The sequence below is a fragment of the Methanosarcina sp. KYL-1 genome, from assembly GCF_024372725.1.
In the GTDB taxonomy this organism is placed as follows: Archaea; Halobacteriota; Methanosarcinia; order Methanosarcinales; family Methanosarcinaceae; genus Methanosarcina.
The window spans coordinates 132,937-156,685 of sequence record NZ_VOUA01000006.1; the positions used below are offsets into that span (position 1 = coordinate 132,937).

The 23,749-nt window shown below is 45.4% G+C and carries 26 protein-coding genes; 17 read left to right on the forward strand and 9 right to left on the reverse strand.

Translation table 11 applies throughout. The features are described from left to right. Positions 1-193: 193 nt before the first annotated feature. The 3 genes from FTO70_RS06895 to FTO70_RS06905 all read left to right on the forward strand — a co-directional run bounded on the left by FTO70_RS06895 (position 194) and on the right by FTO70_RS06905 (position 2,482). Complete coding sequence (locus FTO70_RS06895; RefSeq protein WP_255335007.1) at positions 194-1,189, forward strand: ATP-binding cassette domain-containing protein; 996 nt, start codon at positions 194-196, stop codon at positions 1,187-1,189. Positions 1,190-1,257: 68 nt separating this feature from the next. Next, positions 1,258-2,094 carry an ABC transporter permease gene (locus FTO70_RS06900; RefSeq protein WP_255335008.1) on the forward strand — a complete coding sequence of 279 codons (837 nt, stop codon included), beginning with the start codon at positions 1,258-1,260 and terminating at the stop codon, positions 2,092-2,094. A gap of 127 nt (positions 2,095-2,221) precedes the next feature. Continuing rightward, complete coding sequence (locus FTO70_RS06905) at positions 2,222-2,482, forward strand: UBP-type zinc finger domain-containing protein (protein WP_255335009.1); 261 nt, start codon at positions 2,222-2,224, stop codon at positions 2,480-2,482. Positions 2,483-2,555: 73 nt separating this feature from the next. On the opposite strand, the gene FTO70_RS06910 is transcribed toward FTO70_RS06905, so the two are convergent. The 7 genes from FTO70_RS06910 to FTO70_RS06940 form a co-directional block, all read right to left on the reverse strand. Beyond that, positions 2,556-3,857, reverse strand: a complete 1,302-nt coding sequence (locus FTO70_RS06910; RefSeq protein WP_255335010.1) for an APC family permease — start codon at positions 3,855-3,857, stop codon at positions 2,556-2,558. Positions 3,858-4,491: 634 nt separating this feature from the next. Further along, positions 4,492-4,854 carry a VOC family protein gene (locus FTO70_RS06915; protein ID WP_255335035.1) on the reverse strand — a complete coding sequence of 121 codons (363 nt, stop codon included), beginning with the start codon at positions 4,852-4,854 and terminating at the stop codon, positions 4,492-4,494. Positions 4,855-4,965: 111 nt separating this feature from the next. Continuing rightward, a complete protein-coding gene (locus FTO70_RS06920; protein ID WP_255335011.1) occupies positions 4,966-5,493 on the reverse strand; it encodes a hypothetical protein in 528 nt (175 codons plus the stop codon). Between the two features lie 31 nt (positions 5,494-5,524). Then, positions 5,525-8,974 carry a hypothetical protein gene (locus FTO70_RS06925; protein WP_255335012.1) on the reverse strand — a complete coding sequence of 1,150 codons (3,450 nt, stop codon included), beginning with the start codon at positions 8,972-8,974 and terminating at the stop codon, positions 5,525-5,527. Continuing rightward, positions 8,971-9,774 carry a radical SAM protein gene (locus FTO70_RS06930; protein ID WP_255335013.1) on the reverse strand — a complete coding sequence of 268 codons (804 nt, stop codon included), beginning with the start codon at positions 9,772-9,774 and terminating at the stop codon, positions 8,971-8,973. The genes FTO70_RS06925 and FTO70_RS06930 overlap by 4 nt, the downstream gene beginning before the upstream one ends. 78 nt (positions 9,775-9,852) lie before the next feature. Then, entirely contained in the window at positions 9,853-10,434 is a 582-nt protein-coding gene (locus FTO70_RS06935; protein ID WP_255335014.1) for an AAA family ATPase, read from the reverse strand. 14 nt (positions 10,435-10,448) lie between these two features. Further along, positions 10,449-11,381, reverse strand: a complete 933-nt coding sequence (locus FTO70_RS06940) for a viperin family antiviral radical SAM protein (RefSeq protein ID WP_255335015.1) — start codon at positions 11,379-11,381, stop codon at positions 10,449-10,451. Between the two features lie 111 nt (positions 11,382-11,492). On the opposite strand from FTO70_RS06940, the gene FTO70_RS06945 reads away from it, so the two are divergent. The 9 genes from FTO70_RS06945 to FTO70_RS06985 all read left to right on the forward strand — a co-directional run bounded on the left by FTO70_RS06945 (position 11,493) and on the right by FTO70_RS06985 (position 18,598). After that, positions 11,493-12,254, forward strand: a complete 762-nt coding sequence (locus tag FTO70_RS06945) for a hypothetical protein (protein WP_255335016.1) — start codon at positions 11,493-11,495, stop codon at positions 12,252-12,254. 85 nt (positions 12,255-12,339) lie between these two features. Next, complete coding sequence (locus FTO70_RS06950) at positions 12,340-13,506, forward strand: ATP-grasp domain-containing protein (RefSeq protein ID WP_255335017.1); 1,167 nt, start codon at positions 12,340-12,342, stop codon at positions 13,504-13,506. Positions 13,507-13,730: 224 nt separating this feature from the next. Then, positions 13,731-14,444 carry an SDR family NAD(P)-dependent oxidoreductase gene (locus FTO70_RS06955; RefSeq protein WP_369694341.1) on the forward strand — a complete coding sequence of 238 codons (714 nt, stop codon included), beginning with the start codon at positions 13,731-13,733 and terminating at the stop codon, positions 14,442-14,444. A gap of 285 nt (positions 14,445-14,729) precedes the next feature. Next, positions 14,730-15,446: an SDR family NAD(P)-dependent oxidoreductase gene (locus FTO70_RS06960; RefSeq protein ID WP_255335018.1), complete on the forward strand. Its 717-nt coding sequence runs from the start codon at positions 14,730-14,732 to the stop codon at positions 15,444-15,446. Positions 15,447-15,518: 72 nt separating this feature from the next. Continuing rightward, positions 15,519-15,674 (forward strand): hypothetical protein, encoded by a 156-nt coding sequence (locus FTO70_RS06965; protein WP_255335019.1) that lies wholly within the window; start codon positions 15,519-15,521, stop codon positions 15,672-15,674. Then, positions 15,671-16,141, forward strand: a complete 471-nt coding sequence (locus FTO70_RS06970; RefSeq protein WP_369694344.1) for a phosphoribosyltransferase — start codon at positions 15,671-15,673, stop codon at positions 16,139-16,141. The genes FTO70_RS06965 and FTO70_RS06970 overlap by 4 nt, the downstream gene beginning before the upstream one ends. A 424-nt stretch (positions 16,142-16,565) precedes the next feature. After that, entirely contained in the window at positions 16,566-16,730 is a 165-nt protein-coding gene (locus FTO70_RS06975) for a hypothetical protein (RefSeq protein ID WP_255335020.1), read from the forward strand. Positions 16,731-16,880: 150 nt separating this feature from the next. Further along, a complete protein-coding gene (locus FTO70_RS06980; protein ID WP_255335021.1) occupies positions 16,881-17,912 on the forward strand; it encodes an inorganic phosphate transporter in 1,032 nt (343 codons plus the stop codon). Further along, the gene (locus FTO70_RS06985) at positions 17,909-18,598 is read left to right on the forward strand and encodes a TIGR00153 family protein (RefSeq protein ID WP_255335022.1); all 690 of its coding nucleotides are present in this window, start codon (positions 17,909-17,911) and stop codon (positions 18,596-18,598) included. The genes FTO70_RS06980 and FTO70_RS06985 overlap by 4 nt, the downstream gene beginning before the upstream one ends. 172 nt (positions 18,599-18,770) lie before the next feature. On the opposite strand, the gene FTO70_RS06990 is transcribed toward FTO70_RS06985, so the two are convergent. Beyond that, a complete protein-coding gene (locus FTO70_RS06990) occupies positions 18,771-19,697 on the reverse strand; it encodes a DMT family transporter (protein WP_255335023.1) in 927 nt (308 codons plus the stop codon). A 213-nt stretch (positions 19,698-19,910) separates the two neighbouring features. On the opposite strand from FTO70_RS06990, the gene FTO70_RS06995 reads away from it, so the two are divergent. The 3 genes from FTO70_RS06995 to FTO70_RS07005 all read left to right on the forward strand — a co-directional run bounded on the left by FTO70_RS06995 (position 19,911) and on the right by FTO70_RS07005 (position 21,696). Further along, positions 19,911-20,066 carry a hypothetical protein gene (locus tag FTO70_RS06995; RefSeq protein ID WP_255335024.1) on the forward strand — a complete coding sequence of 52 codons (156 nt, stop codon included), beginning with the start codon at positions 19,911-19,913 and terminating at the stop codon, positions 20,064-20,066. Between the two features lie 150 nt (positions 20,067-20,216). Next, positions 20,217-21,110, forward strand: a complete 894-nt coding sequence (locus FTO70_RS07000; RefSeq protein ID WP_255335025.1) for a toast rack family protein — start codon at positions 20,217-20,219, stop codon at positions 21,108-21,110. Between the two features lie 208 nt (positions 21,111-21,318). Further along, entirely contained in the window at positions 21,319-21,696 is a 378-nt protein-coding gene (locus FTO70_RS07005) for a hypothetical protein (protein ID WP_255335026.1), read from the forward strand. A gap of 133 nt (positions 21,697-21,829) precedes the next feature. Here FTO70_RS07005 and FTO70_RS07010 read toward each other — a convergent pair whose 3' ends face one another. After that, positions 21,830-22,675: a DUF3658 domain-containing protein gene (locus tag FTO70_RS07010; protein WP_255335027.1), complete on the reverse strand. Its 846-nt coding sequence runs from the start codon at positions 22,673-22,675 to the stop codon at positions 21,830-21,832. A 99-nt stretch (positions 22,676-22,774) separates the two neighbouring features. On the opposite strand from FTO70_RS07010, the gene FTO70_RS07015 reads away from it, so the two are divergent. After that, positions 22,775-23,344 (forward strand): hypothetical protein, encoded by a 570-nt coding sequence (locus FTO70_RS07015; RefSeq protein ID WP_255335028.1) that lies wholly within the window; start codon positions 22,775-22,777, stop codon positions 23,342-23,344. A 248-nt stretch (positions 23,345-23,592) separates the two neighbouring features. Next, positions 23,593-23,749 (forward strand): helix-turn-helix domain-containing protein (locus FTO70_RS07020; protein WP_255335038.1); only part of this gene is annotated, 157 nt, incomplete at its 3' end.

The following is a 23,749-nucleotide window of genomic DNA, read 5'->3' on the forward strand; positions in this document are numbered from 1 at the left end:
AGCAGTCAAGTTTTCCAATGACCCCGGCTAAGATTATATTACTTCTATTATATAAACAGGCTAATTTTCAGGGTTTTGAAATTTATATTAACTTATTTAGCCGGGGCCACCAGAGGAAACGCAAACAGCAAAAATACCTATTTATTGCTGGAGGTTCAATCTTCCTGCGGGAAGAAGCTCCGGGGTCTGGGCATTGGGAGACGAGCAGGGCAACATCATCGAGGTTAGCAGCCTTGAGCACTTTTTTGGCGACGTTAAAGCCGTCGATAACATCAGTTTTACCGTGCGGGAAGGCGAGATCTTCTCCTTTCTCGGGCCGAACGGGGCAGGGAAGAGCACGGTAATCAATATCCTGACAACCCTCCTGAGGCTCCAGAAGGGGACTGCAAAGGTCGCAGGATATGATGTGGATAAAGAGCCCGAAAAGGTGAGGAAGTCCATAGGAATCGTCTTTCAGGAGCTGACCCTGGACCGGGACATGACCGCGGGGGAGACCCTGGAGTACCACGGCAGGCTCTATTCCATGCCAAAGGAGGAACGTAAGAGGCGGATCGACGAACTGCTCAGGCTGGTCCAGCTCGAGGGCAAAAGGGATACCCGGACAAAGTATCTCAGCGGCGGGATGAAGCGGAGGCTTGAGATCGCCAGGGGGCTTATGACCCGGCCGAAGGTGCTTTTCATGGACGAGCCGACAATCGGCCTCGACCCCCAGACCAGGATCAGGATCTGGGAATACGTGCGGGAAATCAACCGGCAGGGGACCACCATCTTCCTGACGACCCACTACATGGACGAAGCCGACCAGCTCAGCGACAGGATCAGCATCATAGACAACGGGAAGATCATAATCACAGGCAAGTCCTGGGAACTGAAAAACACGCTTGGCCAGGACCTTATCTACCTTGAGAGCAGCGACAACCGGGCGGCTGCGGAGCTGCTCGGCACTCTCGACAGCGTAAAAGGCATTACGGAAAAATCAAAGGGCATAGTTGTCATGATAAATGTGGACGGCACCCGCCTGCTGCCGAAAGTCATGGAACTGCTTGCCGCCGGCGGGATTTCGATTAAGACCGTAAACCTGAAAAAACCATCCATGGACGATGTTTTTGTCCACTATACCGGCCGGGAGTTCAGGGACGGAGGGGCAGAGAAGATTTCCGCTTCAATCTTAAGGGCAGGCAGGCGCTGAAATCGGGAAGGCGTTGAATTCGAGAAGGCGCTGAAATCGAGAAAGGGTTGAAACGGGGGCAATAGATCATGAACACGGGCTTTCTTACCATCTACTGGCGCGACATGCTAAGGTTTGTCAGGTTCAGGACCCTGCTTTTCGCTTCCCTTGTCCAGCCGGCGCTCTGGCTTGCTTTTTTCGGAATTGCAATGTCCAATAACTTCGACCGGCTGACTGCAACCCTCCCGGTCCTTCCTGATGTCAGGACTGTCAATTACCTGACTTTCATAGGGGCGGGCGTAATTGCCATGACCACGCTCTTTACGAGCCTCTTCGGGGGGACCGTGCTGCTCTTTGACAAGAACTGGGGGCTTATGAGAGAGACCCTTTCAAGCCCGCTTCCGCGAATCCATATCATTATAGGGATCGGGCTTTCCGGCATGACCAAGTCCTTCATCCAGGCAACCGTTATCATGGGGTTCGGGCTCCTGCTCGGGGTCCGGTTTTTTGAAGGCTATGCTCCGATGCAGGTCCTTTTTTCACTGCTGGGGATAATGTTTTTTGTCGGGATATTTTCCCTCGGCTTCCTCTTCCTCTCGGCTGCAATAGCCATCAGCATGGAAAGTCCCGAAGGGATGCAGGCAGTAATCACACTCCTTACCATGCCCTTCTTTTTCACGAGCAACGCGCTTTATCCGGTGGACTCCTTCCCCCCCATTCTCCGGGCCCTGTCCACTATCAACCCCCTGACCCACCTTGTCAGCGGCATCAGGTATTTTGCGATAGGGAATGATTTCTCGGCAATCGGAATTCATTACGTGTATACCCCGAATGAGATTCTTGTTTCCTTTCTGGCCCTTCTGGGCTTTGCAGCTATCATGTTCCTTGCTGCAAGGTGGAGGTTTAGTAAGGTGACGGTAACCTGAGTATTTAACCTGAGTATTATATGAAAGCATGAAAGTATGATAAATCCGGAAATACTTAAAAAAATCTAGAAAAGTCGGAACCAATAGTCGGAAAAGTAGTTGGAAAAAGCACAGGGGAGTGGAAAGCATGGCATGTGAACACAAAGATATGGTAAAGGTAAAAGACGTAAAACCGGGCTCAGTGGGCTGTGAAGAATGCTTAAAAAGCGGGGGCAGCTGGGTGCATCTGAGGATCTGCCTGACCTGCGGGCATGTGGGGTGCTGCAACCAGTCGAAGAATAAGCATGCAACAAAGCATTTCAAGGAGACCGGACACCCTATTATTCAATCCTTCCAGCCAGGAGAAGACTGGAAGTACTGCTATATCGACGGCGAGTATCTGGAATGAAATACCTTCTAATTCGGGTTGTTTCTCAGGTTGTTTCTTGAGTCGAGCCCGGTCCTCTGGAGTCCTCTGGAGTTTAGCTTGCCGGCCCTCTCGGTTTCAGTATCCGCTTTGAAAACTTCCTGTATACCCCTTCTACAATAAAGCAGCCTGCAATGATGCCTGCAAGTAAAACCAGGGTCCCCGGGGAGTGTCCCAGTTCATAGTATACCAGGACAGCAAAAAAGCCCGCACTGCTGAGCAAAGAAGCCCATATCAAAATGGGTTTTGCACGGGTTTCTTTGTACAGGTGCAGGTGGACAGCATTCACGGCTATGTATATTAGAAGCAAAGAGGCACTTGCCAGCATGCCTATGCGTTCCAGGTTCAGGAAATTTGCGCAGAGGATTACAAGGCCCGAAGTGATAAACAGGCCTTCGGTACTTCTTTTCCAGACCTTCCTTTCAAAGAACTCAGGAAGTTCCCCTTCCTTTGCAATAATATAACATGTGTTTGCCCCTCCGTAAAGCGAAGCATTGATCGCAGAAGCTGTAGAAAAAAGGGCAGCAAGCGCCATAATCCTGAAGCCTGCAGCTCCGAGGAATGGTTTTGCGGCTGCTGCAAGAGCATAATCCTTGCTCTGCCCGATCTCGGAAATTGAGAGGTTCCCGATAACTGCCAGGCTCACAAGCACGTAGATGCATATGACCATGACCACGCTCAGGTACAGGGCCCGGGGAAGGGTCTTTTCGGGATTTTCCATATCCTCAGCTGCATTGGTGATCAAACCGAAGCCCTGGTAAGCGAGAAAAACCATGCCTGCCCCGTAAAGGATCTTTGAAGGAGCCGGGAAATTCGAGAGGGCAAGGTTTCCCGGAGTTACGTAGAACAGCCCTGCAAGCCCGAAGAGGATGAGTATGCCAACCTTTATGGAAACAATAAAAAGCTCGGATTTGCCCACAGCCTTTGCCCCTATAAAGTTCACCCCGGTAAAAACAAGGATGATCCCCGTGGCAAAAACCGCATCCCATGCCTGCCCCGAACCTGCAGGCAAAAAGGTAACCGCATAAGAAGAAAACCCCCTGGCATACAGGGCCAGCCCGAATATGTAGCCGACCCAGAGCAAAACATTCAGCCCCCCGCTAAGGATCCCGTCTCCGAACCCTCTTACCAGGAACTCGACCGGCCCCCCCGCCGAAGGGTACCTGGCCCCCAGTTTTGCATAGGAATAAGTGCTTAAAAGCGCAACCAGCCCCGCAATAACAAACGAGACGTACACGGCATTTCCCGAAATCTCCGCAGCCATCCCGAAGATAGAGAATATGCCAGCCCCCACCATTGCTCCCACCCCGATAGAAGTGGCAGCCCACAACCCCATCGACTTAGTTTCCTGCCCCATCCGAAAAAGCCCCTCCGTGTACCCGGTGACAACTGTGTACCTGGTGATAATTGCCTTAAGAAACCCCGATTTCTCCGCTTCTTATTTTTATCCACCCTGGTCCAAATAACTTTGTGCTAACGCCCCGGAATCCGGAAAAAGTGCAATCCAATTGCTCAGTACCCCGAAAACCTTTTTTTGAGCCGGTTTTCAGGTATCGGCGTTCTCACCGGTCAGCTTGCTGACCGGCCTTTTCCAAAAATAACACTGAATATTGACCCACAAATTGTAACTGTTTGATTTCGAATCTGATAGCAATAAGGTATTTGTTGGGTGAAAAGTGCATGCAAATAACTGAATTTAAAGTCATTTGAATGACCAAAAAATATATTCCAGTGACTGAAGAGAGATTCTGAAAAACAGGGATCTGGTTTGAAATCGATGTGTTGAGAAACTAATTGGTACTGAAATAACAGCGAATCGATAAAGAATTGAACCTGTCGAATTTCGATGTCTTTGTCCACTATTTTTTATGCAAAGGCCGGTCGTGCTTGCATGACCGGTGAGAGTAAGGGGTTCTGCAAACATCCGGACACTCTTGGAGGCCGACTAACTGAATCAAAAAACGCCCAAATCTTTTGAGGTTTTAAATTATTCACTCTATCTTCGAGTGCTCCACATATTCCAGAATCGACCCATCAGGATGCTTCACCGTCATATTCCTCCCCGTAGGAACCTCAGTCGGCCCCCGGATAATTTCCGCTCCCTTTTCTTCCAGAAAAGCCTTGAACTCATCAATCGAATCGACCAGCAGCGTAGCCTGTGTGGCTCTGAACGGCTTCAGGGCTTCCTCGGAGCCTGCTATCAGTAAAATGTTTCCTACCTGGGCAAGTTCCAGGCCTATCTGCGGGATTTCGAAACGCATGCCTGCGGAGGTGCCGAGGAGCTCTTCATAGAATTCGAGGGTGGGGTTCAGGGAGGGGATGTAGAGGCGGGAGAGGGTTTGGAGGATTTTCATTTTGATCACTATATAGGGTCCTCGAAAAATGATCAGTTTTTAAGGGTTATTGACCCTTTATTTTTTCCAAGTTCGTATGAGTGGCTTCTTTCAAAAAAAGATAAGGGGTCCTTATTTAAGGATCCTGTTCAGTTTTTCGATTGTGTTTTCAGTTTTGGAATGCAAAATTCCAATTCCCCCGGCTTTTTCCCAGAGTCCTATGTTCTCGGAATTGTCATCTACGAGAATGCATTCTGGGCCTGCATACCGCTCTTTTTCGGCACGTCTGCAGATGATAGCTCTATCCGCAAAATCTTTTCCGATTTCTTTTACAAGCCATTTGTATTTTCCTTTCTTGCTGAATTCAACAACTTCTCCCCTTTTTGGATTTGGATGTGCGGACAGGACCCGTGTGTTATATTTCAACAGATAATTGCAAAGCTCCTTTCCATCTTTTTTCCAGGGCATTTCCGCCCAGAAAGGAATTCCCTGCTCTGCAATGATCCTCCAGAAGTTATCTTTATCCGTACTGTGCATATTAAATAAACCATCAAAGACAGTGTTACATGCAAGATTGAAATCAGTAAGTACATTGTCCATATCAAGGAAAATACTGAAGTTTTTAGATGAATTCGAATCTCTTAAATTTATTTTAGGCATTTCAAAACCTCGGTTATACTGACGTCAAAATTTAATTCCAGACACTTGCTCCTACATTAATAACTTTATTTATTTGTTCGATTATTTTTTCCCTGTACATTAAAACGTCTTTAAGAGGCCTTTTTCCATAGTGTGCATCCCCGTTTCGATACCAAGAAACTATAGCACATGCTTCTGCAATTGTATACCATTCTTCCTTAAACATGAAATTTCTTATGAACTCATAGGAATCTCTGACATAAGGATTATTAATGGATTCAATGTCTGAACAAAAAGCATCATTTATCAGACCTTTCCAGGCGCCCAAATTAATTGTCTTTTTATTTGCCCCCAAGAGACCTTTCAATTCAAATGGAACTTTCTTGATGTGCCTTGCCATATTAATCTTCCAATAAATATCAGGAACGGGCTCACCATGTTTATTAAATATCCCTCCTCGCAACTTTTTTGAAAAGTTGTCATGCAAATATGTCTCAAGCCCCTTTCCATATTCTACAAAAGCTAATGAAAAATCAAAGTCTCTGTTTTTTCTTTGCTGCACTCCATCCAGAACGATTTCTTCTGCCGTATTAAAAAGATCAATAACTTCTTTATTGTTAATTTTACTTAGGGTTATGACATCTTTGGAGAAAATTTCATAGATTCCCCTTAGTTCTTTGTATCGCTTTAACTTCCAATCAGAATCGTGAACCCCTTTCGAATTATTGTATTTTTCAAGCTTGCTTATGGCACACTCGATAGCCTCATATGCTTTTTTGAATTCACGTTTTCTAGCATAAAAGACTGAAATTTTATGCCAGGCTGAAGAACAGAAAAAGAGGTATTCCACAGAATTATTCTTTTCCTCAAATGAAATCCTCACGATTTCATTCAAGATATTTTCTGATTCCGCAAAATCCTCATCAAGATATCTTAAGTAAGCTTTTTCTTCAAGTAAAGCGACCTTAACCAGTTCGTTCTTTTCAATGCCAAGGCCTCTTTCAATCAGGTGACTTGCCTCAACTGTTAACCCGAATTCGTTGAACTGCTCAACTGCCATAACATGGCAGTTCTTTCGATATTCATCTTCATTTTTGATTGTTGAATTCACCTTGTCTATAATGAAATAAAGAACCTCGTAGAATACATCTTTATTATTGAAACAGATCAATTCATCCCTGCAGATTTCAAAAAGGTCCCGGCAGCGATCAGAAAATGTTTCCTCATGACTGCTCAAATCAAGTGCCCTTCCAAGCTCTCCGACCCCACCCCTTATGTCACAGGCTTTGAGCAGGACAAGCCCCAGGAGACAGTGGGCTCTGAAAAGCACTTCTTCTTCACCCGAATCATTAAGAATTTCTCTCAGGATACGTTCCGCTCTTTCTAAGTCATCAAGGACATAATAGCATCTTGAACATTCAAGTTTGAGCCTCTGTACGACATCATGAAGTTCAAGGACTTCCCGGCTAGTTCCAAATTTTACATCTTCTTTCCTGCCAATTATTTCAAGCTCTTTTATTGTACCTTTCAGGTGAATTATACTCCTTCTTGGTTCAATAGTAGTGGGTGTTATAGAAGATAGGTCAAAGACAATTCTTGGACGGACATTCGAGGCTTCCAGTATCATTCTTATTTGTTCCTTTTTCCCAGAAGGATTACACTGGAGATCTCTACCGTCCTCATATACTGTAACGAGGTCCGCCCATCCTTTGTCAAGAAGGCCTGAAGGGTGGGGGGAAGTCGTATCAATGTCACTTATATTTTTTAGTGCACAAGACTTCATATGGATAACCCATTCTTGAGCACATTTTTCTCTTGTCCAACCGTCTTTTAATCCGAGTAAAGTGAAGACTTCCTCATTCATATCTTCTTCAATGGTATCGACCACACTATCCTCATAGCTGTCAGCAAGCTCCACAAGCACGCGGAGAAATCTTAATTTCAACAAGTCCTGGTGGCCACTGAAGTAAGAAGCCAGTTTATAATGGATGAGAATTCTCTTTGGGATTGAAAAGCTTTGAAGTTCTTGATATAGTTTTTCAAAACATTCATTTGCCTTATGTTTATTTTTCAGATGGCAATACATAACCGCCATATTTGAAAGTTCCAGATACCGGACAAAACAAGGTTCTGTGCAGAGTTTTACGAATCTTCCCTGTCTGAAGCTACCAAAGATTCGTGTGAATTTTCTCAATGTGTTGGAAACTCTGGTGCCTGAAGTGAAAGAGTTTGCAATAGAATAAGCCTTTTCAAAATAATTGAGTGAAAGTGGATATTCGTTGCTTTCCTGATAAATTTCTGCAATCCATGAAGTGCAAAGGTACTTCAAATATTGGTAATCCGTATTTTTCAGGACAGTATCAAAAATACGTATGGAACTTTGATAATCTCTCTCCTCATATAACTTTCTGGCTTCGTTGTATGCCAGACAATGTAAAAGGCTTTCTTTTCCGAAAAGATTCAAATTCGTACCTGAAATACAGATGTCAAGGTCATCACAGTACCTGTTCAAAAGCTCGATTTTTTGATCTTCACCAAGGGACCTGAACCAGAAGAATTGAGAAATGAAAATAGAGTCCATATAAAACTTCAAAAATTTCGCAATATCTCTGTCTTCGTGACCTTCAATGAATCCATATTTTTCAAGTAAAGTTTTTATTTTGAAGATAAATTCAGGCCTGAAATTCAAAAATGCAAAAAAAGGAGCAGAAATATTCTTTTTATCTCCACCATAGAGCTGCCGGAAGTAAGGTTTTATGTTTTCGTAGAGGAACTTTGTCTGAATTCTGGAATTTCCGGATTCTGTATACGCTAATACTCTCTTTTTCTCCTGTTCATGGATAAGCCGACCCCAATCATCTTCTTCAGCACAATCCTTTCCGAAGTGTTTCCTTGAGTAATTCGTTAATCCTTCAGAGCAATGGTCATATACTCCGCCCCAGCTAAAAGGTGAATCTTCCTGCCATCTAACAGATATCCATCGGTTAATGTCCTTAATGGATTCCAGAGCAGCAAGAAGGTCCTCTTCTTCATCTCTGCTGGCCTGGGAGAATAATTTCCAGTAGTAATCGTTATCTCTAAAGTTGTTTAATTCTACGCCGTGAGATAGAGCTTTAATTAACTCATCAATCGTTCTGTCATCCTCGAATTCTGATGTAAATAAATTCCCTGATGATTTTAAATCCGCCGAAGGGTTTGAACTGGCAAACATGGGGTGGTCTCTTAAATGTTTTTCAAGGAGAACATACTGAATATAGGCAAGCACATCTTTGAGATCAAAATTTTCCTGCTCAATGCGCTTACAAACATACAGGCTAAAATATGGGTCATGAAGGATTCTCATTAGGAATAAACCGTTGAGCAACATTTGCCTGTGCACACTATTTTTGCTTTGACTGTTTCCTGACTTTAAGTCATTTGTGTTTTTCAGTTCAACCTCAAGGTAATACCTCTCCCTTAAAAATTGTTCAAATTTTTCAGGTAATATCCTTGTCCCTATCATACCTGTACCTCTATCTTTATCGTTCCTTTAAGGTTCTTGATAATCCCTTCTGGAGTTAATACAAAGTAAGAATTTAAAATATCTTCTTCATTTTTAAAATAAGGTTCTGTACCGCACCTGAGCCTCACATGGCTGTGTTTTCGGACAAACTCCTGAAATGCAGCTTCGTCAACCTTTTCAGAAATGTACTCTGTATTCCGAAATTCTCGGGGGAGAATTTGATAAACATTCCACCTGTGAGGGTCAAGTCTTTTGATCAGAGCGCGTAAATTTTCCTGGCAGTTCTTTTTTGTGACGATTGTGTTAATGGCCAGTTTTAGCCCCTGTTCATGAATGAGGTCAGCAAGTTCCAGAGCATAGCTTACGTGATTCTCGGCCCCGCATCTAAGTTCCTTTTCTAGCAGATTGCTGAGAGAATCAATCGGAATAGTGATACCTTTTGCATATCTGGAAATGGATAGTATATTCTCCTTGTTTAAATTTGAACCATTTGTTGTGACCCACACCGAAAAACCACTTTCTCTGGCAATCTTCAGAATTTCATGGAAAAGAGGGTGCATCAGAGGATCTCCACCTACCAAATTCAGGCATTCCACCTTTAATCCATCAAAATCAATTTTTTTGATCCCGTCAAGGAGATCATGCGCCTGTTCCGGGCTTTTTACCTCCCTGTCGATCTTGTTACATAATTTATGCACAGAACAAAACTTACAATTATAATTACACCTTAAGGTAATTTGCCAGTTTAGAGTTTTTATGTGCGGTACATTTTTCCTTAAATTTTCTGAACCAACAAGCATTGTGCACCCTCTCAGCAAAAAAGAAAATAATTTAAAATTTATAAAATGAAGCTCTTCTTCGGGAAATAAAGGAAAACATTAAATCTCCCTGAAAAGAAGCCGGTTCAGGTTTTCAATGGCTTTTTCGTCCGTCTGGATTATATGGAGATTTATCCCATGTTCTTCTGCCACCGTATATGCTGTTTCCCGCTCAAACCCAAGTTCCTTTTCTATAATTTCCTGATCAACGATCCTCTTTTTTCTGGTGTCTTTTATTCTGTACTGATAGACTTTTTCCGGCGTTGAGTCCAGCAAAACCAGGTCCGTGTAAAACTCGTAGTCCCTGTGGGTAAATATGTTATCGATGTATCCCGTTTTCAGGTTATAGACCGTGAGATGGGAATCGACAAGGAGATGTTTGCCGGTAGAAATCTGGATTTTGTTCAATCTTTCATTTATTTTTAATCTGTAGGCGTACTTCTCTTCTTCGGGCAAAAATTCGAAGCCTGAGTAGGCTTCTTCACCCATTATTTCTCTAAGGACGTCAGACCCTGAAATACAATGGACTTCGGGATTCTGCGGCTTTACTTTATTCAGCAGGCTTGTTTTTCCTGTTCCCCTTATGCCGGTAAAGCAAAAACGCCTCAGTGAATTGAAATTTTTATAAGAATTTTCACTCATAATCACCCACCTTCTTACATATTTGCCTGTAACATTTCTGGGGGGAATTCTGGCCTGATTTTTTCATTTATTTCCCTTTTTGTTCCCGTAGTTGTCAGGTCAGCCCATTCGTACAGTCCCCCTCTATTCACGTACTTCTCAATATTTATCACACTGGTCTGTTTTTCCAGAAACTCCTCAAATTCAAAAGTGCCGTATGAACCACCCTCATTTGAGATCACTTTCCCGGAAGGAGAAAGTATGAAGTAGGACCCTATCATATCCTCGTTTGATTCAAAAACAGGCTTTTCTCCCCCTATCAGGCTTATGTGCTCATGTCTCTTCGTAAAATTCTGGAATTCGCTGTCTGTAACTGCAAGTTCTCTCACACAGCCATCGTTCTGCCCCTCGATGTGCAGCATCTGGAATACTTTCCATCTGTGAGGCTTCAGCCGCTGGATTAAGGGTTCCATATTCTCTTTGCAGGTTGGTTTTGTTACAGTTGTATTTACTTTCAACTTGATCCCGTATTCATGGACAAGGTCGGCCACTTCGACTGCATGGCTTACATGATGGCCCATGCCTCTCCCCAGTCTTGCTTCTTTCAGATTGCTTACAGAGTCAACTGATACCCCTACCCAGTCAACATACTTTGCAATCCTGTGGATGTTTTTTTCGTTGATCATTGACCCATTTGTTACAATAGAAACTACGAACCCCATTTCATGGGCAGCTTGTAAAAGTTCATAAAAAAGTGGATGTAAAAAAGGTTCACCACCAACAAAGTTTATTTTTTCAATGTCAATTACATCAGTTCTGAAGGCTTTCAATTTTGAAAGAACAGAACAAGCCTCCTTCATGTCAAGGATTTCCCTGTCAAGTTTCTGGACGTAGCAGAATCTGCATTTATAGTTGCATTTTGTTGTGATATGCCAGTTAACCGAACGAATTCTTTTATCCCCTATCATCATGTATTAAAAAATTCAGATAAGTATTTAAGAGGTTGCTGAAATAAAACCAATATTGAGAAATAATTTCTTTTATTAAGAAACAATTTTAGGAATTGGGAAGTTAAAAAGATGTCAGATCCCCAGAAAGAGCATATCCATTTCATAAGTGCAGGCGAAAGTATTGGAAGCACTTTCAAGAAAACAATAAAAGATTCAGGTTATCCAATAACCAGAGCTGTTGTTATTGTTGAGGGTGATATTCTTATCGAAAAAAAAGAAGATGATGATTACAGGAAAAGTACAAAACAAAAGATTCGGGACGCAATAAATGAAGTGAAGTATCTATGCGAATATTTTGAAATTGAATTTGAACTAAAAGAAATCCCACAGATTTCATCAAACCTTTCACTGAATAGTGTAAGAGATTCAGTTCTTGAGATTTTGGAGATCTATCCGGGCTCCAAATATTATTTCAACATATCAGGTGGAGGAAAAATACTTTCAATCGGCCTGTTTTTGATGTCTTTGTGGGTAGAGGGAATATCATATCATGTTGACCGCTTAAATCATTTCCAGAAATTATCCGTTCCCAAAATGCATGTTAAAGATATATCGAAAAATCCGAATTATGTGTACATCATGGAAATAATAAGTAAATCCTCCAGAAGACCAATCCCCAGAAAGGAATTACTGGGAAAGTTCAAAGCCAAAAAAGGGGATAATAATACGGAAAAAGAGTTTGGAGGAATTTTAACAAAACATGTTGCAAATTTAATTAATTGGGGCCTTGTCAGGGAAAGTTTCGTAAAAGGAAACAAAAAGGAAAAAGAATATGACCTGACAGATGATGGAATATTTGCCTTGAATTTCATAAAATTACAGAGCCAATGAATTCTATGGAATAAATATTAAAACCTGTTTTACCATTGAGCTCATAACACCCAGCTTAAAAAACCCCTAAAAAAAGGTTAGAAAAATGATAATCCTCGACCACCCCTACGTCTCCGAATTTTTACTTGATACTGCCGAAGCCCTTCAGATCCCCGTTTTGAAAAACGATGTGGCAGTTGGGCTGAGTGCGGGAAAAAAGCTCAGGCTCCTTGAGGAAGCCGAGTTTGTAGAACTTATGAAAACGAGGGGCAGCTGCCCGCTTTATTCAAACTCCGAAGACTCCATCGGCTGGATAGCTGAAAACCTGGGGTTTACGGGGCTGCCTGAAAAGATCGAATTCTTCAAGAACAAGGTCAAGTTCAGGGAACTGCTGCAGAGGATATACCCCGACTTTTACTTCCGGGGCGTGGAATTCGGGAAACTGGACGAGGTCCGGGTTGAAGAGATTGAAAAGCCTTTCATCATAAAGCCGGCTGTGGGGTTTTTCAGCCTCGGGGTGCACAAGGTTTCCGCCGATGAGGAATGGGCTTCCGTCCTGCAGAGCATAAGGGAAGAAGTTGAGGAGATCAGGGGACGCTACCCGGTGCAGGTCCTTGATGCGGGGCAGTTCATTATCGAGGGAAATATCGAAGGGGACGAATTTGCGGTTGATGCTTACTTCAACAGCGAGGGAAGGCCCGTGGTCCTCAATATCTTCAAGCACATCTTTTCTTCGGAAAGCGATGTCAGCGACAGGGTTTACTTTACTTCGAAGGAGGTCATAGAAACTTACCGGGAAACGGTTGAAGACCTTTTGAAGGAAATCGGGAAACTGGCAGGGCTCAAGAATTTCCCGCTTCACATCGAGCTCCGGGTGGGAGAGGACCGGCGGATCCAGCCAATCGAGCTTAACCCCATGCGTTTTGCGGGCTGGTGCACGACGGACATCGCATATTTCGCATACGGGATTAACACCTACAGGTACTTCCTGGAACAGCTTGAGCCGGACTGGGAGAAGATCCTCGAAGGCAGGGAAGGGAAGAACTACTGCCTGATCGTGCTGGACAAGCCGGCTGGCCTTGATATGAAGGACGTGAAAGTCTTCGATTACGAAAAGCTGCTTTCGGATTTCGAAAAGCCCCTGGAACTCAGGAAAGTCGATTATGGGAAATACGGCTTCTTCGGGTTCCTGTTTGCGGAAAACCGTGCGGAGAAATGGGGAGAGATCGAGAGGATTTTGAAGTCGGATTTGAAGGAATATATTACTTTGTAAGAGATTTACTGCCTATGAGATGGAACCCTCAGTTTAGATTCTCTCAACGAGTAAGGGCCACTGAAAGAGCTGAAAACACTGAAATTAGATTTGAAAGATAGATTGCTTCCTGAACCCGGTTAAGAAACTTTGTTTCCAAAAGTATATGCTTCCTCCGAACCGTTGGTAAATTTAAAATTAAATAAAAATCACTGGATTAAAAAGTCCAGATACGGGTGATACCAATGATGAGCTTAACAGGCCAAACAGCAATCGTAACAGGAGGAGGCAGGGGGATCGGAAGGGCGGTCTGCCTGTCGCTGGCAAAAGAGGGAGCAAATATAGTCATTGTGGCAAGGCACAGGGAAGAAATCGAAGAAACAGCAAGGATGGTCAAAAACATAGGGACCAGAGCCCTTGTGATCCAGGCAGATGTCCGGAACGAAGCAGACGTCAGGGATATGATCCTGACTACTATAGAGAAATGCGGCAGGCTGGATATCCTTGTGAATAATGCGGGGATTGCCCACAGAAAACCGATTGAAGAGACATCTCTTAAGGAATACGAAGAGGTGATGGACACGAACGTTAAGGGTGTGTTCCTCTGCTCGAAACATGCAATCCCCTATCTGTCAAAAAGTGATAACGGAAAGATCATCAATATTTCATCCGGGGGAGGAAAACACGGGCTTTCAGACCTTTCCGTCTACTGCGCCTCCAAGTTTGCAGTGAACGGGATGACCGAAGCCCTCGCCTCAGAACTGAGCGGAAGGGTCATGGTCTACTCCGTCTGTCCCGGGGCGGTGGACACGGAGATGTACCGTTCCATTTTCGGGGACAGGCCCGCGCTTAAGCCGGATCATGTTGCCGAAAAAGTCCTGGAACTGTCTCTTCCTGAGTCAAACGTAATTTCAGGCTCGATAATCGAGGTCTATGCGCCGCCGGTCCCGCTGCTCTGATTGCTAAAAAAGGATACACTCCTAATTTGTGTGGCCGGTAATGCCCGGGTTTATGCGGCCATCGGTGCTGAGGTATCCTGAAATGAGCAGGTTTTTGAGGGTTGATTTTTTTCCCTTTCATTCCGGTTTCACTTACTAATTTTTCCCTTTCATTCCGGTTTCACTTACTAATTTTCAAGAGAATCAAGGTCCTGCATGTAATATTTGCAAATTGGAACCCTTTTCAGAAACTCTGCTTCCAAAACTATATCCCCCATCTCCCGATTATTAAATAAAGTGACTTCTATGAAATTGAAAGGTCAGACAGCCATTGTAACCGGTGGAGGAAGGGGAATTGGAAGGGCCATCTGCCTGGCACTTGCAAGAGAAGGAGCCGACATTATAATCGCTGCAAGGAACGGGAAAGAAATCCGGGAAACTGCGAGAATGGTCGAAAGGATCGGAAGCGGAAGCAGGGTTCTTGCCTTAAAGACTGATGTGAGAAACGAAGAAGAGGTCAGGAACCTGGTTTCCAGAACAATTCAGGCTTTTGGGAGGCTAGACATCCTTATCAATAATGCAGGGGCAGCACACAGAAAGTACCTTGTGGAGACTTCGACGGAAGAATACGATGAAATCATGGACACCAATGTGAAAGGCATTTTTTTCTGCACGAAGTATGCCCTTCCCCACCTCCTGAAACGGGGGGACGGCAGGATCATCAATATTGCTGCGCTGGAAGGAAAGCACGGGTCTCCGAAACTCTCCATGTACTGTGCCTCTAAATTTGCAGTTATCGGCCTGACCGAATCCCTTGCCTACGAGGTAGGAGGTGGCCTGCAGGTATATGCGGTCTGTCCGGCCGGGGTAGACACCAGGCTGTACCACTCCATGTATTCCGATAAGCCGGCCCTCAAACCGGAAGATGTTGCAAGGAAGGTCCTTACCCTTTGCCTGCCAGAAGCGACTTTGCCTTCAGGATCCTCGGTCGAGGTATACAGGCCGCCAGTCAGGGTTGTTTAAATACAGAGCCGTTTCCGGGAAAAAAGATTGGGTAAAAGATTGGATGTCCCGTTAAGTGAAGGAGGCAAAGCTATGTTCAAAGACCGAAAGGATGCCGGGGAAAAGCTCGCAAAAGCTCTTGAAAAATACAGGGCCGAAAACCCTCTGGTCCTTGCAATCCCCAGGGGGGTGTTGAAGTTGGGCTTCGGGTTGCCCGGCACCTGGGTACGGCTTTTTCCCTCCTCATAGCGAGGAAACTGCCTTTTCCCGACAACCCGGAAGCCGGCTTTGGGGCAATAGCCGAGGACGGGAGCACTTTCATTTTTGAAAATGCCTGGTCCTGGCTCTCCGGGGATGCCATCGAAATTATCAAAGCACAGCAGATTTCCGAGATAGAGAGGCGGGTCCTGACTCTTAGAGGCGGAAACCCCCTGCCCGAAATTACAGGCAGGACTGTGATCCTTATCGATGACGGGATTGCCATGGGCTCCACAATGCGGGCGGCAATCGGGCTCTGCAAAAAAAAGAAAGCCGGAAAAATCGTTGTTGCCGTACCTGTGGCCGGAAGGGAGGTCACAGAAGAGATTGCAAAAATAGCGGATGAAATTGTTGTGCTGGAGCTGCCCCCATTCTTCAGGGCCGTTGCCCAGGTTTATGAAAACTGGTACGATGTTTCGGATGCAGAGGTCCTGGACCTTCTCGGAAAAAAGGGCTGAAGAAAAGAGAGCTGAAGAAAAAAGATCTGAAGAAAAAAGATCTGAAGAAAAAAGATCTGAAGAAAAGAGAGCTGAGGAAAAAGTGACGCTTATAATTGACGCTTATAATTGATGCTTATAATTGACGCTTATAATTGACGCTTATAATTGACGCTTATAATTGACGCTTATAATTGACGCTTATAATTGATGCTTATAATTGATGCTTATAATTGATGCTTATAACTCATTAAATGAGAATTCAACTGACCTTACGCTCGCTATATAATAATGTTGTGTTTTTGTAAATACCCAGCAGTCTTAATTTTCAGAGAACTTGCCTTTTTGTGTCCGGGAATTATGTGCTTTTCCGGGGGTCCAGCCTTAAATTCATATATGTCCGGAGGCTTCTGGCAAATACGGAGCGTTGACCTGAGATAAAACAATGCCCGATGATATTGAAATCATTCTGATAATATGGAATTCCGGCATGAATGAGGAAGGTTCGGTAAATCCGGAAAAAGGAATATGGACTATATTAATAATAGACGTATATAGGTCTATAGATTATATAGAGCGCCCTAAAATATATGGAAACTATAAAATATAATGAAATGGTCTGGAATACCATAAAAGCTTTGGATTTAAAGGAAATGTTTGGAAATTCCATAAAATTCAACAACAGAATGAAAACACATATCGTTTACACATATCATTTATAGCAATCCTGGAATCTAAAATATCTGGAGTAAGGAAAAAAATGGAATTACTTGTCATAGCGCTTATTTTAGCCGGGCTCTACATGGCCTGGAACATCGGGGCAAACGACCTCGCAAATGCTATGGGGACTTCGGTAGGGACAGGCGCCTTATCGATTAAACAGGTCATTATTATTGCGGCGGTCTTCGAGTTCTTGGGTGCTGTGTTCTTCGGGAAACGGGTTACCTCGACAATTGCAAAGGGGATCGTTCCTATTGACATGATAAGCACCATCCACCCCAACATTGTGGTGCTGGGTATGCTTGCCGCAATTCTTGCAGCGGGTTTCTGGATAACCCTTGCGACCTTTTACAACCTCCCCGTTTCAACAAGCCACTCAATCGTGGGCTCGGTGCTCGGCTTCGGGCTGATTGCGGCGTACAATGGGACTATCGCTTTTTCTGACATTCACTGGCTTGTTCTTTTAAAAATCGTTGCCAGCTGGTTTATTTCCCCTGCTCTGGGGGCAGTGTTTGCTTTTCTCACTTTCTCTATTGTCCGTAGCCTGTTCCTGCACCGTGCAAGAGATCTTCCTCTCGTTGAGAAAAAATTCATATCCTTACAGGTCATAACTGCATGCTATATTGCTTTTGCGCACGGGTCCAATGATGTTGCAAACGCTGTCGGTCCTCTCTCTGCCGCACTCAATGTGCTGGGAGTAACAGGTGTAGCAGAAATCCCGCTCTGGGTGCTTGTTATGGGTGGCCTCGGGATGGTTGTAGGAATGGCAACCTGGGGCTACAAGGTGGTCGAAACCATCGGGTCAAAGATCACGGAACTCACCCCTACGCGCGGTTTTTCCGCACAGTTTGCAACAGCTACGGTGGTCCTGCTCCACAGCTACAGTTCCCTTCCTATCTCAACCACGCACACGCTTGTGGGTTCGGTTATTGGTGTGGGGCTGGCAGGCGGGATTGCAGCCGTTGACCTGGGCGTGATCTGGAAGATCATATCTTCCTGGGTAGCAACCGTCCCCATAGCCGCACTGACGTCGGCACTGATCTTTATGGGGCTTGAGGTGATCTGGTTATGAAAGATTACATCCGTTCCGTCCTCGACGTGGTCGTAGATTCTCCCTTCATCCCCCTTGAAATGCACGCCAAAAAAGGAGTCCTTGCAGTGGAGAAGCTGGCTGAAGCCATGGATGCCTACTGTGCCGGGGATACAAAACGCCTGGAAGAGCTAACCGCCGAAATTGACAAACTGGAACATGAAGCCGACATTATAAAACAAAAAATCCGGGCAAGTATCCCGGCCTCGGTGAGGCTTCCTGTTGACAAAAAAGACCTCCTGTCCTTCTTAAAACAGCAGGACTCCATTGCCGACTTCGCCCAGACATCAGCTTACTGGATGACCCTCAGGCCCTGCAAAAACCTTCCCGACGAAGTAAAAGAAGGTTTTATAGAACTGACAGCAGCCGCCCTGAAGACTGCCAGGCTGTATAATGAGGTCATCGATGAGCTGTACAAGCTGCTTGCCACCTCTTTCAGCAAGGAAGAGGTCAAGGAAACTCTGACCCTCGTCCCGGAAGTCGAGAAACTTGAACATGAAGTGGACGTGCTGGAAACCGCCCTTTTAAAGAAGATCTTCGAGCACGAAGATTCCATAGGAGGAGCCGGCGTCTGCCACCTTATAGGGCTCGTCGGAAGGATCGGCACAATTGCTGACAAGTCCGCCAACTCCGCCGACCGCCTGAGGACAATGATCCTCAGAAGATAAGGCATCGGGAGCACCCGGCCTTAAACTTTCTTTTTATCACTTTTCTTACCTGCCGGGATTTTCATATTCTTTTCAGTACCATTTTTCAGTACCATTTTTCAGTACCATTCTTCAGTACTATTCTTCAGTACTATTCTTCAGTACTATTTTAGTCGCTTTTCCACCCTATTCTTCAGCAAGTTCCGGAATTTTCGTTAATATCTGCCTGCAAAGCTTCCGGTTTTGAAGCATCCTTGAGGCTGACAATCATGGCTGCAGCAAGGACCAGGAAACAGCCGGCCAGCGTGCTGGTCGAGAGTGCAATTCCCAGGACTGCCAGGTCAAAAAAGACCCCTGCAACCGGCTCGATCAGGGCAAGCAGGCTCCCTGTCTGGGACTCGAGGTTTGCAAAACCAATGGTTGTGAGAATTCCTCCAAGCCCCACCGAAGCAATCCCGAAGGACATAAGGGAGGGGATATTTTCTGCAATTACGGGGACAGGGGATTCGAAAGCAAAGGGGAGCATAAACAGGCAGCTGATCCCCGTGCCCCAGAAGGCTATCGAGAACTCCGAGTATTCGCTTTTAAGGGCCCGCACGTTCATGATTATGGCTGCAAGGATCATTCCTGCAAAGAGCCCGGAAGCAATTCCTATAAAGTGGCTTCCGGAAAGCTCAAGCTCCGAAAAGCCTCCAGGGGGCCTGATCACCAGGAAAACCCCGCTTATTGCCACAAAAAGGGCTGCAATGCTCTCCTTTCCGATCTTTTCTTTCAAAAGGAAGGGAGATGCCAGCATCACGTAAACGGGGGCTGTGTATTCGAGCAGGATCGCTATGGAAACGCAGGTTTCCTTTACGCAGATAAAATAGAAAAACATGTTAACTACAACAAAGACACCCTGCATAAGGAGGGAAAACTTCCTTTTCCCGGGTTTCAGTTCCCTGACCTTCCCGGTCACAAGCACGAAGAGCAGGATCAGGAGCAAACCGAAAAATAACCTGTAAAATATTATGGAAGTTATGGGCATGTCGTGGATGTGCGCAAGGAATAGCCCGGTCATCCCGTAGAAAGTGCAGCCCAGCAGCACTGCTAGGTGAGGTCCTTTTTTCGCAGGAAACATAAGGCAAGTAGAAAGGCTTCCAGCTTAAATAACCTGACGGAAAAATTCCTTAAGGTTATTCCTCAGGGTGGTCCTGGGGGGTCTATTATTCTGGGAGCGGCATGTTACAGGACTTTTGATTCCTTATAAGTCCCGTTCCATACGGGAAAAAGAATTTATTATTTCAATATAATATATATTCAATACTATAAATTAGGGAGAAGGGTGTAAACAATGGTAAATGGAAAAGTCGTTGGCGGAGCAATACTCGTGGTCATAGCAGTATGGGTTTACATGATAATTCCTGATTATACAGCCAAGTTTGTCGGGGGAGCTATTCTGGGAATTCTGGGAATAGCATTGTTGATCAGCGGGCTTAAAAGAGAGTAAAATGGCTGCATTCCCGGTAAACCAGGCTAATTATGTAATGGGGCCGGAGATGGAGATGGGGGATAGAGAATGAAAAGCCAGGGTCATGGAAATATTTCAAAAAAAATTCCGCAGTTTGGTTTGTTGTTCATCCTGATAATGCTGTTCATTATGATAATTGTGCTTCTGGTCTCCGGCTGTGCTGAAGTCGGGGAATTGCAGACAGAGTCCCGGTCAGTTGACCTTGGAGGCGCGGCGTCGGCAGATGTGGAACTTGAGATGTACAGCGGCGAGATGAATATAATTGGGGGTACCGTCGGCGCGGAAGAGCTTATGGATGCCGAATTCCGGTACAATGTCGATGCATGGAAGCCCGAAATCGAATATAATATCCATGAGGGCCGAGGCAGGCTAATCGTCAGGCAGCCGGAAATACAGGGAGGCATAGCCGGAGGCAGTGCCCGAAACGAGTGGGACCTGCGGCTCAAAGAGGATGTCCCCATGGACCTGAAGGCCAGGCTGAGCAGCGGGGATTGCTCTCTCAACATGGCCAGTTCCCTGCTAAAAAAGCTTGATATTGGCTCCAGCAGTGGGGATATCAAAGCGGAGCTCTCCGGGAACCAGCCCCTGCTGGAAGAGGTCGAGATAGACCAGGCCAGTGGGAATACTTTACTGGACCTTTCCGGGGAATATCCTGCCCTGTCCTCGGTGATTATGGATTCCAGCAGCGGGGGTATCAATGCAGGTCTCACAGGTAACTTCGGTACACTTAGCCTTGTGGAAATAGAGCTGAGCAGCGGGGATGCCTCTGTGGATCTCACCGGCAACTGGAGTAATGACTCCATGATGGAGGTGGCTGTAAGCTCCGGAGATCTCACTTTACGGGTGCCCCGGAATGTCGGAGTTTACGTTGAGGTTGATTCCGTTTCCGGAGATATCACAGCAAACGATTTCAGGCTGGAAGACAGCGCTTATGTTAATGATGCCTATGGTGAGTCAGAAGTAACCTTGAGGGTCAAAGCATCTTCGAGCAGCGGCAACATCAAACTGCTTTTTGGGGATTGAAAGAGGAGGGACAGGAAGGCTTTACTCAAGGAGGGGGATCATCGGTTTATCGGTTTATCGGTTTATCGGTTTATCGGTTTATCGGTTTATCGGTTTATCGGTTTATCGGTTTATCGGTTTATCGGTTTATCGGTTTATCGGTTTATCCGACTGATCCGGTAAAACAGTCCCGGAATCATCTGGCTCTGGATCCGGGAAGGAGAATATGATGGCCGGAATAAGCCTTAAAGAAATAATTACTGTCCTTGGACACGCCTTTGCAATCTGGGCGCTTTGCGGAGCGATTATGGGGATAGGCCTGGCGGTTACTTCAGAAAGGAATGCCCTGATAGCCCATGCAATCGGAGCCCCTATAATCGCTGCAGCGGTATCTTTGTTTTACTTCAAGAGGTTTAACTATACGTCCCCACTGGAGACTGCAGTCATTTTCCTTTCATTTGCGGTCTTCATGGACATTTTTGTTATTTCCGGCCTGATCCTGGGCAGTTTCGAAATGTTTTCCAGTATCCCGGGAACATGGATTCCTCTAGCCCTGATATTTTTCTCAACCTTTCTAACGGGAATGTATGTGAAGAAACAGACATAACCTTCAGTTATAGCCGGGAGCAGCAAAAAAGACAACCTCTTCTTAAACAGGCTCTTTCTGGTTGCCTTGATAATGACAGCGCCCTGTTGCCATAGAAGTAAGAATGGATTTGAGCAGCGCTTCAGTAGCGTTCTTAAAGCGAGCTGTCCGGAACTTTCCTGACTTTCAGGAACCTCATCGTGCGGCGCTCTCCTTCCGTTTCAATAAGCCCGTCTTTTGCCAGTTTGAGCAGGCGGGAATAGAGAAACATATCCCCTGCCAGGTTGTATTCCTCCGAGAGTTTCCCAAGCATTTCCCCGACAACTCTTGCCGCAATGGTCCAGGTTCCAGGCACAGTTTCCAGGATCAGTTCGTCAAAAAGGTCCGGGGTTTCGGCATACAGCTGCCCTCGCCAGAGAGTCCGAAATAGCCTGCCATCTTTTTTTAACTCCTCCCACCTGCACAGGTAATAGGCAAGTTCTTCCTCCGTTAAGTGCCTGGCTGTGTCTTTCCGGGATATGAGCCACTCAGGCCTTAATTCCCCGAGGGAAATAGGGACTACACGCTCGGGTACCTCCTGCTCTTTTCTTTCGTGCACAATGTTAAGACCCTCGGTAAGATCAACAATAAGGAGTTCGGAAGGATTTTTTTCCCGGGAAAGCAATTCCAGGAATCCCGTATATTCAAAAACGGACCTGCGGGTAAACCAGACGATCTTTTCGGCTTCGGTTTCCGAAACCTGTTTCCAGAATGCTTCCACACGTTCCCAGAACTTTTCTGCTTCGGCCGAAAGGGTCATGTAGTCTCCTTCGTCTTCTATTTCCGCAAAAAGGGATTTAAAATACTTTTTTCTTGTTTCCAGGTCGTATGGGGAGATCGGGCCGAGGCTAAGGTCGTCGGGAAGGGCCAGGACAATTTCGTCAGGATTGCCGCGGAGAGCAAACCTCAATGAGCCTCCCGCCGATTCGGTGAAGGTTACATGTACTGTTTTGTTTGCCATATTTGAGCACCATATCTTTGGGAATTATTGAAGTGGGAAGGTGAATAAACAGGATTTGTTTAATGGATAATCGGCTTATTCACATAAAAACAGGCCGTAGTGGAAAAATATATTTTACCTATATTTTCAAGTATAAGGGTTCCTGCAGGATGTTTCCTCAGGCTTCTGCACAATGCTTTCTCCCTGCTCCTCCTTGCAGGGATAGGACTTACCGCCGCCGGGTTTGCATTCTCTGGCTCTTGTCCCCGCCTGCTGGAAGCTTCCTTCCTTGCCTTTGACCTGACCGATGCTTACTTGGTGCGGGTCCTTATTGCGGGGTCGTTTTTTCTGCTGAGTGAAGTTCAGGAAAGCCGGATTGTTTTCACCTGCATCCGCCGCGGGATTATCGACGGCTCTGCCCGTTCCAGAGTGGATGAAAAGTTAGTTTTCGTAGCCCGGCGCATGGGGATGCCCTGGGTCTTCGGACTTGATCCCGAAAGGGTTGACCGGTACCTTGCCGGGTGGAGACTCCCGGTTGTTGAGCATGCCGGGGCTCCGGACTACCGGGAACGCTATCTCAAGCCTCTGGGCCGTCGGATGAATATTTTTGAGGGGGAGAGGGTGGTGCTTACCCGGGTAGAGGGAAGCAACCCTGCGGGACCGGGCAGTTCACAAACAAACGGGAAGTAATTCTGAACCGGCAAAAGCTGTAGAGAATGTCGGATCACCTACTTTTTTTAGAAGCACTGTTTTAGGAGCATTAAGGGCTAATCCCCGCTTTTTCAAAGGCGGGATACAGCCCGTCAACTCCAACAACGCAACTTTATTAACATATGTATAGTAACCATCTACATAAAATAATATGCCAGAGAAAGATTATTGGATAGTATATTGATACCTAAAAGGTTGATACCTAAAAGGTGAACTGATTGTTGAAAGTGCTTCGGTATAGAATCTATCCTGCAAAGGCTCAAAAAACAACTATGAATAACACTCTTGAGCTTTGCCGGTGGACGTATAACGAAACACTCGCACTCAGGAAAAACGCATGGGAATTAGAACAAAAGAACATAGGTTACTATGATTCTAAGAAAA

Coding starts and splice junctions, on each gene's coding strand:
- FTO70_RS07000 (WP_255335025.1), top strand. CDS start 20,217: ATGATAATTGTGCTTCTGGTCTCCGGCTGTGCTGAAGTCGGGGAATTG.
- FTO70_RS07010 (WP_255335027.1), bottom strand. CDS start 22,675: ATGGCAAACAAAACAGTACATGTAACCTTCACCGAATCGGCGGGAGGC.
- FTO70_RS07005 (WP_255335026.1), top strand. CDS start 21,319: ATGGCCGGAATAAGCCTTAAAGAAATAATTACTGTCCTTGGACACGCC.
- FTO70_RS06925 (WP_255335012.1), bottom strand. CDS start 8,974: ATGATAGGGACAAGGATATTACCTGAAAAATTTGAACAATTTTTAAGG.
- FTO70_RS06960 (WP_255335018.1), top strand. CDS start 14,730: ATGAAATTGAAAGGTCAGACAGCCATTGTAACCGGTGGAGGAAGGGGA.
- FTO70_RS06930 (WP_255335013.1), bottom strand. CDS start 9,774: ATGCTTGTTGGTTCAGAAAATTTAAGGAAAAATGTACCGCACATAAAA.
- FTO70_RS06950 (WP_255335017.1), top strand. CDS start 12,340: ATGATAATCCTCGACCACCCCTACGTCTCCGAATTTTTACTTGATACT.
- FTO70_RS06980 (WP_255335021.1), top strand. CDS start 16,881: ATGGAATTACTTGTCATAGCGCTTATTTTAGCCGGGCTCTACATGGCC.
- FTO70_RS06990 (WP_255335023.1), bottom strand. CDS start 19,697: ATGTTTCCTGCGAAAAAAGGACCTCACCTAGCAGTGCTGCTGGGCTGC.
- FTO70_RS06965 (WP_255335019.1), top strand. CDS start 15,519: ATGTTCAAAGACCGAAAGGATGCCGGGGAAAAGCTCGCAAAAGCTCTT.
- FTO70_RS06905 (WP_255335009.1), top strand. CDS start 2,222: ATGGCATGTGAACACAAAGATATGGTAAAGGTAAAAGACGTAAAACCG.
- FTO70_RS06975 (WP_255335020.1), top strand. CDS start 16,566: ATGCCCGATGATATTGAAATCATTCTGATAATATGGAATTCCGGCATG.
- FTO70_RS06985 (WP_255335022.1), top strand. CDS start 17,909: ATGAAAGATTACATCCGTTCCGTCCTCGACGTGGTCGTAGATTCTCCC.
- FTO70_RS06935 (WP_255335014.1), bottom strand. CDS start 10,434: ATGAGTGAAAATTCTTATAAAAATTTCAATTCACTGAGGCGTTTTTGC.
- FTO70_RS06920 (WP_255335011.1), bottom strand. CDS start 5,493: ATGCCTAAAATAAATTTAAGAGATTCGAATTCATCTAAAAACTTCAGT.
- FTO70_RS06945 (WP_255335016.1), top strand. CDS start 11,493: ATGTCAGATCCCCAGAAAGAGCATATCCATTTCATAAGTGCAGGCGAA.
- FTO70_RS06910 (WP_255335010.1), bottom strand. CDS start 3,857: ATGGGGCAGGAAACTAAGTCGATGGGGTTGTGGGCTGCCACTTCTATC.
- FTO70_RS06940 (WP_255335015.1), bottom strand. CDS start 11,381: ATGATAGGGGATAAAAGAATTCGTTCGGTTAACTGGCATATCACAACA.
- FTO70_RS06995 (WP_255335024.1), top strand. CDS start 19,911: ATGGTAAATGGAAAAGTCGTTGGCGGAGCAATACTCGTGGTCATAGCA.
- FTO70_RS06955 (WP_369694341.1), top strand. CDS start 13,731: ATGATGAGCTTAACAGGCCAAACAGCAATCGTAACAGGAGGAGGCAGG.
- FTO70_RS06900 (WP_255335008.1), top strand. CDS start 1,258: ATGAACACGGGCTTTCTTACCATCTACTGGCGCGACATGCTAAGGTTT.
- FTO70_RS06915 (WP_255335035.1), bottom strand. CDS start 4,854: ATGAAAATCCTCCAAACCCTCTCCCGCCTCTACATCCCCTCCCTGAAC.